Source organism: Vallitalea maricola, assembly GCF_036985595.1.
GTDB lineage: Bacteria > Bacillota > Clostridia > Lachnospirales > Vallitaleaceae > Vallitalea > Vallitalea maricola.
Genome location: NZ_BTPU01000067.1, coordinates 1 through 13,316 on the forward strand (window position 1 = coordinate 1; position 13,316 = coordinate 13,316).

Below are 13,316 nucleotides of genomic sequence, written 5' to 3' on the forward strand. Positions count from 1 at the left end.
AAAGCTGGGTTCGGCGTCCTGCCTCACTACTTCACATATACATATACTATTTTGCTTGTAGTCCCCGTCAATATAGTTACAAAACACTTTTTCTTCTAATTAGCATGCTTTAAAACATGAAAAAATTCAATTTTAGCATTATTTCCACAAATGATATTTTTCTAATATCATCCTTATGGCTATACTATTCCTTTCCGCTAAACGTCCATGTTTAGAGGAAAGGCGTTTAGACGTCCTGCACAGAACACACCCTTTTATACACATAACCTCTACTCCCTATTTCCACATTTATCATATTACCCCTTAATCCTAATTTCGCAAAACAAAAGGTCACTACACATTAAATACTGTAGCAACCTAAAACTAATCAAGCTATCTCCTATATTTTTTAAACATAGCTTTCATCTTCTTTTTCTCTTCCAACCTCACCCTAGCATTCTTCTTTCCTTCAATAAACCTCAACTCTCTCTTAAGTTTATTAAAATTATCAAGCCTGCCTCTCTCCAACTCTCCACTATCAATAGCCTCTAAAACAGCACACCCCGGTTCATTACTATGAGTACAATCTCTAAACCTACATCTTTTCGCAAGTTCATCAATATCAGTAAAAGTATCTGATAGAGCATTCCCTTCTTCACCTTCACTCCATAACCCAAGCTCTCTCATTCCCGGGGTATCTATAACCATCCCCCCATCTTCAAGTATTATCAATTGCCTATGAGTCGTCGTATGTCTCCCTCTATCGTCACCTTCCCTTGCTTCATTGACTTTCAATATTTCCTCTCCACACAAAGTGTTTATGAGCGTTGACTTACCTACACCAGACGAACCCAATACAACCGAAGTTTTACCCTCTTGGAAATACCTTTTTATCTGCGAAATACCTATACCTTCTAATGAACTAATTGCATAAGTACTCACACCAAAAGCAATATTCTCTACTTCTATCAATCTCTCATTCGTATTATTACACAAATCAGCTTTGCTCAATATTATAACCGGCTCTGCACCACTCTCCCATGCTGTAGTCAAATACCTTTCCAATCTATTGATATTAAAGTTATTATTAAGGGATGCAACGATAAAAACATAATCAAAATTAGCAGCAACTACTTGCCCTTCTGTAGTTGTACCCGCTATTTTTCTGACAAATTGGCTTTTTCTAGGTAAAACGTACTGAATAACCACCTTATCTTCACCATCAATAGGTGTTACAGCCACCCAATCACCTACTGTAGGTAATGCTTCCTTATCATTCTCGTAATACAATTTACCTGAATTAATACCGTCAAGTTCACCTTGTTCTGTTATGACTTTATACATTCCTCTATGTTCAACTAGTATACGTGCAGGTATTAAACCATTCTCATAATGAGTTTTAAAACTATCTTCCAAATCTTGATTCCATCCATACATGTTAATCCTCATAAATATTATTACCTTCCTTTTTCTCTCCAGAAAAAAATCCTAATGCACCGTTCATTCATCGCACTAGGATTATAATTATCCACAGAAGTATAGAATTATATAATATTCATACACAGACTTTCCCTACGTAATCCACAAGAAAAGCCCTTTATCAATAAATATAAAAACCTAGGCAACAAATGACGCTGCTCTAGGTCTAATAATTATTCTAATAATTAATTTTTCCCTGGGAGCAGTTTAATATCAATTTTTTAGTTACTTGTATTACCATATTCATTTTTAACATGTAACACCACTCCTTTCAAAAATCAAATTTATAGCTACATTCTACCATATATATCTCTCTTTTAAAAGCACTATTTAATATTTATATTTTCATAATACACTCTTTTATATTCTGTAAGTACAAAAATTATTGACAATAGTCTAACAATATAAGAATTATCCCTTTTTATTCTAAAATAAAAAAGGCTACCAACATAATGAGAGGTTACCTTCTTTATCAACAACATATTTTTAATTATGATCTTGAATATTGATTATAACATCTATTATCCATAAATCATTATTTTTCATTAAAATTCTAACATAATTTATTCTAGTTAAGCCAATAATATTATAAGTAAATGTATTAATCATGCATTAAATTTAATAGAAACGAACTAAAAATCTATTGTACATTATAATTTTAATGTTTAGTAGCTTAAGTGTTTTTTCCCAAGAATATATTATTAAACATCAATATATATTTGCTTTTTAATATATAGTTGCTTTAATATATGTATTATAGTGATATTTTTTCTGACTAAGCATTTTTAGAAGCTTCATTAGGTATACAATTGGTAAGTTTATCATTGAAAAAAATACCATACACATTATCAACATCTAGCTTCAAAATTTCAATAATTTTGGTTACTTCACGTAAATTGAAATCGACTATTCCAAGTTCTTTTCTATTGTAAGTTTTTTGTGTTATGGACAGCTTTCTTGCCATTTCTACCTGTGTGTATCCCATAGAAGCTCTGGCAGATTTTAATCTATAAGTATTCATACATTCACCTCCCAGCACTTACCATTCGAACAAATAAATCGTACCATACCATTTGGTAAGTGTCAACTAATAGTTTGTATTTTTGGTAATACTAATTTTAATTTTGGTAAGTAAGTATTATACTATTAATGAAATATCTCAAAGGGTATATATATTACAAAAATAATTATTTAAAGTGGTGTTTATAATGGATAATAATTCTATTGGTTATCGAATATTAAGTCTTAGAAAAAAAAAGCAGCTTACTCAAAAAGAATTAGCTGGTAAAGTTCATGTTACAGAAGCAACAATGTCAAGATATGAAAATAACCTTCGAGAGCCTAAGGGCGAAATAATTAATAGAATTGCTTTAGCTTTAAATACTACCACTGATTATCTGCTAGGAAGAAGTAATAACTCTCTTCCCATTAGGGAGTTAGACGATAATAAATCCATAGATGTTGATCTGGATACTTTTATTGAAAAATTAGAAGAAGTTGATGGTCTAAAATTCCATGGAGAACTTATTGATGAACAAACAAGAAGTATTATCTTAAAGACTTTAATTCATGCAAGGGAAATTGCAGAAGAAATGCATCGGAATAAGGTTAATCCTACTAAGCAGTAATTATGAATGTGAATATCCTTATCGATATTTAATAATATCATACTCTACACTCTCTTAAGAGCAGAAATTAAATTTTCTGCTCTTAAACTCTAATTATATTCATATACTTATATATAATAAATATAAGGAGTAATTAAATGAATATAGGAATCTATTCAAGAAAATCAAAGATAACAGAATCCGGCGAATCAATAAAAAATCAAATAGAATTATGTAAAGAATATGCTCATAATAATTTCAATGTAAAAAATCTATACATATACGAAGACGAAGGCTTTTCAGGTGGTAATACCAGACGACCCAGATATCAAGAAATGCTTAGGAATGCAAAAGAAAAAAAATTTGATGTTCTCATATGTTATAGATTAGATAGAGTAAGTAGGAATGTGTTGGATTTTTCCAATATATTAGAGTTGCTTGCCTCCCATAATATTGAATTTATCAGTATAAGGGACCATTTTGATACTTCCACTCCTATGGGGCGTGCTATGATGTATATAGCAAGTGTCTTTGCACAGCTAGAGCGTGAAACAATCGCAGAAAGAATTAAAGATAACATGTACAAATTAGCTGAAACAGGTAGATGGCTTGGAGGTATAACCCCTCTAGGCTATAAGTCAACAAGAATAGTAGACAAAATTACCGGAAAATCAATATCCATTCTCTCCAACGTACCCCAAGAAAGTAAATTGGTTGAAATAATTTTCAAAAAATACTTAGATCTAGGTTCTCTTACTAAATTACAGCTATATACACTAAAAAACAACTTGAAGACTAGAAACAATAAAGATTTTAATATTAGTTCTCTAAAAAATATACTAAATAATCCAGTTTATATGGCTGCAGATAATGAAGCATATAATTATTTCCTAGAAAATAATTCATTAATCACTAAAGAATTAAGTAGTAAAGATTTTGATGGAACCTATGGAATTATGGCTTACAATAAGAATAATGAAAAAAAACATGTTCCTCATAAAAAAGAGCTGTCCAGTTGGATTATTTCTATTGGTGTTCACAGTCCTATTGTTACATCAGCTAATTGGATAAAAGTCCAAACAATATTATTATCCAATATACATAGAAATTATTCTATAGGCAGTAAGACAGCAATTCTAACCCCTCTTATCAAATGTAAAAATTGTAGAGTACCACTGAAAATAATAAGCAAATACGAAGATAAGCATGTGAAACATTTTTATTATAAATGCCGGGTGAAAGAATCTACTCATAATACTGACTGCCACGTAAAAAACCTTAAAGGAAATTTATGTGAAGAAATAATTTTTGACTCCTTAGAACAATATCTATCAGTTGATAAGCTTATTGATAAATTACAAAACTATATTAATACGAAAATTGAGTTTGATAAAGACAAAGAAATAGCTGAATTAGAAAAAGAAATCAGTGAAACAAAAAATGCAATCTATCAATTGACTTTAATATTATCAAGTAAAACTTCTTCAGCATCAAAATATATTATATATGAAATTGAACAAATGGATAATAAACTACAATCACTAAATAAACAGTTAAAAATGCTCACTGATACCACCACTAATGGTACTGATAATGATTATAATCTTAATTACTTGACTAATGGCAGTATACATAATCTATTATCAAATGAACAAAAAAAGATATTGATTAATAAAATTATAAAAGATATTCTATGGGATGGTGACAAACTAGAAGTTGAACTTCTGCCTGTTAATAATCTATAGTGTAACTTTTTGTTACATATAGATGAAGCTATCAGCATGGGTGACAAAGTTGTCGTTCTTAGTAAACGTCCTGCAACCATAAAAAAAATATTTGATATCAAACTTACTGTAGAAAATAAAACACCTTTTAATTCCAGAAGTGCTCCTGAATTTCGTAATTATTTTAATGCTATATGGAAGGAGCTAGATAAAAATGAATAATGACAATATGTCACCTGAACAAAATAAATATTTAAGAAAAGTTTATAAAGAAAGAAAAGTTATCCTGTTATATCAGATAATCATATTAGCAGTACTAATAATTACCTGGGAAATATGTTCATTATATGGAATAATTGATTCTTTTATATTCAGCTCTCCATCTAGAATTGTTAAAACCTTTATAGAAATGTTAATGGATGGTTCCCTGTTATATCACATTTGGGTAACTCTATATGAAACAATAATCAGTTTTGTATTAGGAAGTATTTTAGGCATCATAATAGCTATTATCTTATGGTGGAACAATAAAATATCCAAAATACTTGAACCCTATCTAATAGTATTCAATAGTCTGCCTAAAACAGCATTAGCCCCTATTTTTATTGTTTGGCTAGGTCATAATAAAAGATCAATAATCATAACTGCTTTAACAGTTGCTATAGTAGTTACAATCATAAATGTGTTTAATGGCTTTGTAAATGTGGATAAAGAAAAAGTAAAGCTTATCTACACTTTCAATGGTAAAAAAATAGATGTACTGAAAAAAGTTATTATTCCAGCTAACTTTTCCAATATCATCAGTACTATGAAAGTTAATATAGGACTATCTTTTATTGGTGTTATCATAGGTGAGTTCATAGCTGGCAGAGCAGGACTTGGTCAGTTAATTGTTTATGGTAGTCAAGTACTCAAGATGGATTGGGTAATGATGAGTATCATCATATTAGCTTTATTAGCAACGGGTCTGTATGAACTGATTGTATTTGCAGAAAAAAAAGTTAATAAGCTCAATGAATAATTAAAAGACTCTGTTTAGCAACTGTTAACGCCAAACAGAGTCTATATATTAAAAAGCTATAACTATTCCCCCATCATTAGCATAGGTAGAAGAAATTCCACGCATTTCTACAATAAATATGTCTTTAAAGTTATACATATCATTAACCTTGTCTTTTATAGTATTAGCTCTTTTGAAACAATTACAATGTGCTATAACCAACAATTTATCTTCAAGATTGATTTTAGTCTCGCCAATTGCGGCAATCATTTTGCTAATAGCCTTGTTGATACCTCTACCTTTATTTATCATAATTATTTCACCTTTGCCATTAGAAGCTAATACAGGTTTTATATTAAGTACATTAGCTATAGCAGCTTTTACTAGACTCATTCTTCCTGTTTTAACAAGATTATCCAGTTTATTTAGTACAAATAGTGTTTTCATTTCTTTGATATAATTACCTATAGTATCTACTATTTGTGAATAAGTTTTTCCAAGCTTTGCAAGATAGTCAACTTTCAACGTCAATAATACTTCACCTGCTGATGCACTAAGTGAGTCAAAAACATGTATATTCTTATTATCATTTTCACTGAGATAAATATCTTTTGCAATTTCAGCACTGTTATAACTTCCACTTAATTTACTTGATAAAGTTATAACGAATACGTTTTCTTCTTCCCCCGCAAATCTATCAATATATTCTGCTGGTGAAGGACATGCAGTCTTAGGTACACTAGTACTTGCATTCATTTGCGTAACAAAGCCATCTACATCAAATGAATCATCATCCCTATATCTTGTACCCTCTAGCTCTATGGTAAGTGGGGTTATATCTACGTTCATATTTTGTTTCATCTTTTTAGTTATATCACAACTGCTGTCTACTACGATTTTAAAATTCAATGAATAGCCTCCTCAACATCTATACTGCACAATGTAGTTATTAATACTACTTAATATTACCATAAATGTAAAAATAATAAAAGGCTCTTTTAAGTTTTTAGTTATAAATATAATAAATAAAAGTTCACATTTATCTAATTCAACTTATATATCAATATTTTAATATCTACAAACTATAAAACTTACTAAATAGTTTATCCATACTCAATAAATCTTTTACCCCTACTAATTCATTGACTGAATGCATTGCGAGCATAGGTACTCCTACGTCCACTGTTTTTATAGGTACATAAGATGTAGTAATAGGTCCTAATGTTTTTCCTCCTGGTATAGTTGAATTGTTAACGTATTTTTGGTAAGGAATATTTATATTACCACATAATTGCTGAATTACACCTGTTGATTCGCAGTCTGTAGCATAACTTTGTTTTGCACTTAGTTTTATAACTATACCATCATTAAGTAATGGTTTATTAGTTGGGTCATTTTTTTCTACAGCATTAGGATGTAATGCATGAGCAGCATCTGCTGATATCATAAATGATTCATCTAACATTCTATAGTGTTTTGATTTTGTTCTACTTAGTCCCAAGGATATCCTGTCTAATATGTTAGCAAACATGACTGAATCTGCACCTTGCTTAGTCCTGCTTCCTATTTCTTCATTATCGAAACAAGCAGCTATATTAATACCGCTCTTATTTTCTGTGCTTGCAATTGCTGAAAGACTAGTGTATACCATAGCTAGATTATCTAATCTAGAAGATTGGGCAAATTCATCATTAATACCAACAATATTCCCCTCTCCTATTAAGTAAAGGAACAGTTCGAAATCCAATATATCATCTACTTCCACATCAAGTTCTTTTGCGATATGTGATACTAGATAATTATCTTTTTCCAGTACATCATTAATCTGTCCAATTAAAGGTAAAGTATCTTTTTGAGGATTGAATTGGACACCTTCATTGACATCTCTATTCATATGAATTGCTAAACTTGGTATTGTAAGTACAGATTTCTTGAAATCTATATACTTTATTGTTGGTTTCATGAGATTATCTGATTTTAATGCTACTTTACCAGCTAATGATAAAGGTCTATCCAACCATGTATAATATATAGGTCCTCCATAGACTTCTGTATTAAGTGTAATATAATTTTCTGTTTTAATTTCAGAGATAGGTTTTATCTTGAAACTTGGACTATCAGTATGGGATAATATTATTTTGTATCCCATATCATCAACTAACTCTCCTACTGTAAAAGCTATTATTGTTGATGAATAAGGGATAATATAATATTTGCCACCTCTTTGCATCTGCCACTCATCTTTCATTTTGAGTTCTTTAAATCCTGCTCTATCAAGTAATTTCTTGCCTTCTATAACTCCATGATATGGTGAAGGACTGTTTTTAATAAATGTCAATAAATCTTTTGCATAACTCATACTTGTTCTCATTTTTTATTTTCCTTTCTTTAATCGTTAATTCAACTTACCACCTTTAGTTCAGAACATGACTGTTTGTAGTGGGAAAGTTTATATTTACTACATTATCTTTATATGCCGAATTAGAGCTCTTGTTTCGTTTTGTCTATAATTCAACTTATATATAAAATCTCCACAAATAATCAGCTGCTTCTTCAGCATAATCAATATTGATTCGTTTTGATTTTTTTATGTCTACAATATTTTCTTTGTTATCATATATATATAAATTGTCAGAAAGCAAATCCATTCCATTTTGAGTAAGGTCAAGGGATAAGGCTTTACATAGCTTACCTGGTCCATTAGAAAAATTTTTCTTTTGATAACTGTTAAGCTCTTCATAAGCTTTATTATATCTATTGTAAGACATTTTAGTAATATTTTTAACTGGTTTTACTCCTCTAATCAACACAGCGCATGGATTATCAATATTTTCTGTAACTACATTAAGGCAATAATACATCCCATATATGATGTAAATATACGCATGTCCAGCTTCACCCCACATTACTTCGGTTCTAGGTGTTCTTCTCCCTCCATAAGTATGGCAAGCTTTATCATCAATACCTTTGTATGCTTCAACTTCAGTTATTTTTACTACAACCTCTTCATCGTTATCATTATATACTAGATACTTACCTAATAATTCTTTTGCAACTACCAATGTATCTCTTTCATAGAAATCTCTACTTAATTTATTCATATGTAAACAACTCTACTTTCTATACATATTTTTAAAATTATACAATGCTTTAATCGATATACTACTTACTTAATAATATTACAATAAAAGTATTGAAAGTTCTACCTCTATTTTGTATGATATACTTTAAGGGTATAATATCGATAGGTAATTTGGAAGGAATGGTGCTAAATGGTATCTTTTAACGTAATTGATATAAAACTTTTTATGAATAATCTATTAAGAGATAAAATGTTTGATGAATTTGAAGTATCAAGTGTAGAACTTCATACTTTTACTAAGTTTAATATATCTTGTGATTTAAATAAAAAATACCTATCGTCAGATGAAATAGAGATACTTGGACATAGAAAACTGGTTAAATGGTCAGAGATAAAGGATATTGCTTTCTATATGATAAAAGGTAACAAGACCCCTTCATATCTGAAGATTGTCTTTTCCCTACCCCATGATAAAATAGAAAGCATGGTTAATAAACATGAATTAAGTATTAAAGCTGATAATGTAAATGGATTATTCATCAATATCTTATTTGAAGATAACGTTCTAAAGTGTACTACTGGAAGCTCCATGAATATATTTACGTTAGATAAAACTTTAGAAAGTTATTGGGATAACTCTGTAAAAACATTTTTCAAAAAACATGGTATAGCTGTTTAAAGGCTTAAATACACAGTTTACAATATTAAAACATCTTTTTGTTAGCACTCTTCTTAGACGAGTGCTAATTTTATCTTGACATCTATTGAAAATACATTTATTATATTTTATATAAGTTTTAATAACACATATAATTTTTCTATTTTAGTTAGACATAATTATTAATACTTTATGGAATTCCTAATGAAATATGCAGCTAAGTAGTGACTAAAGTAACTAACAGTCGCTCCAATGGTATAGGGAAGTATTAAATCATTTGTTGGGATTCCTACAATATAAATAAAAATTACTTTACGAAAAACGTTAGGAGGAGTTAAGAATGAGTACTGAAAAAGGGAATTTATCCATCCATAGTGAAAATATTTTTCCAATAATAAAGAAATGGTTATATTCTGACCACGATATATTTGTAAGAGAGCTTATTTCCAATGGTTGTGATGCTATAACAAAATTAAAGAAATTGGATGCAATGGGAGAGGCATCTCTACCAGAAGATAATGAATTCAAGATTGAAGTTATCGTTGATGACAAAGAGAAAACTTTGACTTTTATAGATAATGGTATCGGTATGACTGATGAAGAGGTTAAACAATATATTAACCAAATTGCTTTCTCTGGTGCTGAAGATTTTCTTAATAAATATAAAGATAAGGCTAATGAAGATCAGATTATCGGTCATTTTGGACTTGGTTTCTATTCTGCCTTCATGGTAGCAGAAAAAGTTACAATAGATACTCTTTCTTATCAAGAAGGAGCAAAAGCAGTACGTTGGGTAAGTGACGGTGGTAATGAATATGAAATGAGCGATAGTGATAGGACTGAAAGAGGAACTAAGATTACATTAAGTATTGGTGAAGATGGAAAAGACTTCTTGAATGAATGGACAGTCAAAAGCACTATCCAAAAATATTGTTCTCTAATGCCTATAGAAATCTACCTTATCAATCCTAATAAAGAAGAGCCTAAGGTAGAAAATGAAGATGCAAATGGTGAGGCAAAAGAACCTGAAGCACCAAAACCATTAAATGATACTACACCTCTATACTTAAAGAAACCTAATGAGTGTACTGATGAAGAATATAAGGAATTCTATAGAAAGATTTTTATGGATTTCAAAGAACCTTTATTCTGGATTCACCTTAATATGGATTATCCATTCAACTTAAAAGGAATCCTCTACTTCCCTAAACTTGGAAATCAATTTGATACAATGGAAGGACAAATCAAGTTATATAATAACCAAGTATTTGTTGCTGATAATATCAAAGAGGTTATTCCTGAATTCTTACTATTGTTAAAAGGTGTTTTAGATTGTCCTGACCTTCCACTTAATGTATCAAGAAGTTTCTTACAAAATGATGGATTCGTTAAGAAAATTTCTAACTACATCACTAAAAAAGTTGCTGACAAACTTAATTCATTATATAAGAAAGAAAAAGAATCCTATGAAAAGTTCTGGGATGATATTCATCCATTCATTAAATTCGGATGCTTAAAAGATGATAAGTTCTTTGACAAAACAAAGGGAATCATCTTATATAAAACAACAACAGGTGATTATGTAACTCTTGAAGAGTATTTAGATAGAAATAAAGAAAAACATGAAAATAAAGTCTACTATGTAACAGATGAAACTCTTCAATCTCAATACATCAAGATGTTCAAAGATAATGGTATGGAAGCTGTCATAATGAATACAACTATTGACCAGCCATATATTTCACATATTGAGATGAAGGAAAGTGAAAATAATATAAAATTTGCTAGAATAGATGCTGACCTTACTGATAGTCTAAAAGATGAAGACAGTACAAGTGAAGAAGACAATAAAAAGCTTAGTGAAGAAGTTCAAACTATATTCAGAAAAGCTCTTGCTAATGAAAATCTTAATGTAACTATGGAGAATCTAAAATCAGAAGATATTTCAGCTATGATAATATTACCTGAAGAATCTCGTAGAATGCAGGATATGAGCAAAATGTACGGTATGTTTGGAATGGACAGTGCAGCTATGCCAAGTAATGAAAGTCTTCTACTTAACAAGAAAAACAAGTTAGTTAAATATATCATTGATAATAAGGATAACGAAAATACTGATATATTCTGTAATCAAATTTATGATTTAGCTATGATAAGTCATAAACAGTTATCCCCTGAAGCAATGACTAAATTCATTGAAAGAAGTAATAAGATTCTTCAAAAATTAATCTAATCTTTAATAGATAATATTTGACAAATATCTACATTAGTGATATTATAATACAAAATTTAATAGTTTAGTATGGTAGAGGAGCATTTTACATTAGTAAGTAATTTGATTTGTTCAGGCAAAAGTGATGATTGCTGAAAGGGTAAGGTGCCGAAGAAGAAAATACCTGTTTATTTTCTGTCTGGGTATATAGTCAATAGCTATATAACTGTCATATATAATATTATATATGGGGTGCTACTTGTGACATTTAATATTGATTATCACAGTCGGCACGTAACGCCGACTGTTTTTTATTAAAATTTTATCCTCCACTAAATACTGAAATATTAAACAAAAATTTCAATTATTTTAGTTAATAGCAATATAATATATTAAGTAAGTAATAGAAATAGGAGGTCTGGTAATCATAAAAATAATTTTCCACATGAAATCGTAAATATTTGCTTACCTTATATTGATGTTTTGGTGAAAAACAGATATACTAAAGTAGAATAAAAAGCTATTTTAAGCATTTCATATGCTTTAGAAATAGACTTTTCTATAAGATAAACATGAGTGACTGTGTCACATAAAAGATTTCAAGGAAAATAGAAAGTAATAATAAAATGTAAAGTTTATAGATGTAGGTAAATAATTTTGTATATAAAATCTTAGGAGGTTGTTATATGTCTATTTTTACAGGATCTGGTGTAGCGATAGTAACACCATTTAACGATGATATGAGTGTTAACTTTGAAGGATTAGAGAAATTAATTGATTTTCAAATAGAAAATAAAACTGATTGTATTGTTATCTGTGGTACAACTGGTGAATCATCAACACTTAATGATGAGGAACATCTTGAATGTATAAAAGTAGCAATCGACAGGACTAATAAAAGAGTACCTGTTATAGCTGGAACTGGAAGCAATGACACTAAGCATGGTATTGAATTATCTAAGAGAGCTGAGAAGCTTGGCGCTGACGGTCTATTGCAAGTGACTCCTTATTATAATAAAACTACCCAAAAAGGATTGATTAGACACTTTTCTTCTATTGCAAACAGCGTTGATATCCCTGTTGTATTATATAATGTACCATCAAGAACAGGTCTTAACATTGATGTAGATACTGCAGTAGAATTATCAAAAGTAGATAATATCGTTGCTATAAAGGAAGCTAGTGGAAACATAGGTCATATTACTGAATTAGTTGCTAGATGCGAAGGTAATCTTGATTTATATTCTGGTAATGATGATCAGATAGTACCTCTACTCTCTCTAGGCGGTAAAGGTGTTATCTCAGTAGTAGCTAACATTCTACCAAAAGAAACTCATGACATAGTTGCCAAGTTTTTAGCTGGGGATGTAAAAGGAAGTCTTGATTTACAACTTAAATTACATGAATTGATTAAATCACTTTTCTGTGAAGTCAATCCAATACCAGTTAAAGCTGCTATGAATTATTTAGGCCTTCCATCTGGCCCATGTCGCTTACCATTAACAGATATGGAACCAGCTAATAGATTAAGAGTTGAGAACGCAATTAAAAAATTAGGAATAACTATCTAAATCA

At 29.9% G+C, this 13,316-nt stretch carries 12 protein-coding genes and 1 riboswitch; of the genes, 7 read left to right on the plus strand and 5 right to left on the minus strand.

The genetic code is table 11. The features are described 5' to 3' along the window. Window positions 1–372: 372 nt before the first annotated feature. Window positions 373–1,416, minus strand: a complete 1,044-nt coding sequence (rsgA, locus tag AACQ14_RS17705) for a ribosome small subunit-dependent GTPase A (RefSeq protein WP_339364915.1) — start codon at window positions 1,414–1,416, stop codon at window positions 373–375. Between the two features lie 817 nt (window positions 1,417–2,233). Next, window positions 2,234–2,479 carry a helix-turn-helix transcriptional regulator gene (locus tag AACQ14_RS17710; RefSeq protein ID WP_113671867.1) on the minus strand — a complete coding sequence of 82 codons (246 nt, stop codon included), beginning with the start codon at window positions 2,477–2,479 and terminating at the stop codon, window positions 2,234–2,236. A gap of 187 nt (window positions 2,480–2,666) precedes the next feature. Here AACQ14_RS17710 and AACQ14_RS17715 point away from each other — a divergent pair, with 187 nt between their 5' ends. From AACQ14_RS17715 to AACQ14_RS17730, 4 genes are all read left to right on the plus strand, one after another. Beyond that, window positions 2,667–3,086, plus strand: a complete 420-nt coding sequence (locus tag AACQ14_RS17715; RefSeq protein ID WP_339364916.1) for a helix-turn-helix domain-containing protein — start codon at window positions 2,667–2,669, stop codon at window positions 3,084–3,086. A gap of 137 nt (window positions 3,087–3,223) precedes the next feature. Continuing rightward, window positions 3,224–4,810 carry a recombinase family protein gene (locus AACQ14_RS17720; RefSeq protein WP_339364917.1) on the plus strand — a complete coding sequence of 529 codons (1,587 nt, stop codon included), beginning with the start codon at window positions 3,224–3,226 and terminating at the stop codon, window positions 4,808–4,810. A 9-nt stretch (window positions 4,811–4,819) separates the two neighbouring features. Next, window positions 4,820–5,011: a hypothetical protein gene (locus tag AACQ14_RS17725; protein ID WP_339364918.1), complete on the plus strand. Its 192-nt coding sequence runs from the start codon at window positions 4,820–4,822 to the stop codon at window positions 5,009–5,011. Then, window positions 5,004–5,810 (plus strand): ABC transporter permease, encoded by an 807-nt coding sequence (locus AACQ14_RS17730; RefSeq protein WP_339364919.1) that lies wholly within the window; start codon window positions 5,004–5,006, stop codon window positions 5,808–5,810. Before AACQ14_RS17725 ends, AACQ14_RS17730 begins: the two co-directional genes overlap by 8 nt. A 48-nt stretch (window positions 5,811–5,858) precedes the next feature. On the opposite strand, the gene AACQ14_RS17735 is transcribed toward AACQ14_RS17730, so the two are convergent. The 3 genes from AACQ14_RS17735 to AACQ14_RS17745 form a co-directional block, all read right to left on the minus strand. Beyond that, on the minus strand, window positions 5,859–6,698 hold the full coding sequence (locus AACQ14_RS17735) for a DegV family protein (protein ID WP_339364920.1): 840 nt from the start codon (window positions 6,696–6,698) through the stop codon (window positions 5,859–5,861). Between the two features lie 166 nt (window positions 6,699–6,864). Next, complete coding sequence (locus tag AACQ14_RS17740) at window positions 6,865–8,160, minus strand: M18 family aminopeptidase (protein WP_339364921.1); 1,296 nt, start codon at window positions 8,158–8,160, stop codon at window positions 6,865–6,867. Window positions 8,161–8,305: 145 nt separating this feature from the next. Continuing rightward, window positions 8,306–8,890: a DNA-3-methyladenine glycosylase gene (locus AACQ14_RS17745; protein WP_339364922.1), complete on the minus strand. Its 585-nt coding sequence runs from the start codon at window positions 8,888–8,890 to the stop codon at window positions 8,306–8,308. Between the two features lie 171 nt (window positions 8,891–9,061). On the opposite strand from AACQ14_RS17745, the gene AACQ14_RS17750 reads away from it, so the two are divergent. The 3 genes from AACQ14_RS17750 (at window position 9,062) to dapA (ending at window position 13,312) form a co-directional block, all read left to right on the plus strand. Then, window positions 9,062–9,550, plus strand: a complete 489-nt coding sequence (locus AACQ14_RS17750) for a DUF5721 family protein (protein ID WP_339364923.1) — start codon at window positions 9,062–9,064, stop codon at window positions 9,548–9,550. Window positions 9,551–9,869: 319 nt separating this feature from the next. Continuing rightward, window positions 9,870–11,762, plus strand: a complete 1,893-nt coding sequence (gene htpG / locus AACQ14_RS17755) for a molecular chaperone HtpG (protein WP_339364924.1) — start codon at window positions 9,870–9,872, stop codon at window positions 11,760–11,762. 65 nt (window positions 11,763–11,827) lie between these two features. Further along, a riboswitch (Lysine riboswitch) is annotated at window positions 11,828–12,007 on the plus strand. Window positions 12,008–12,427: 420 nt separating this feature from the next. Continuing rightward, a complete protein-coding gene (dapA, locus tag AACQ14_RS17760; protein ID WP_273325683.1) occupies window positions 12,428–13,312 on the plus strand; it encodes a 4-hydroxy-tetrahydrodipicolinate synthase in 885 nt (294 codons plus the stop codon). The last annotated feature ends 4 nt before the right edge of the window (window positions 13,313–13,316 follow it).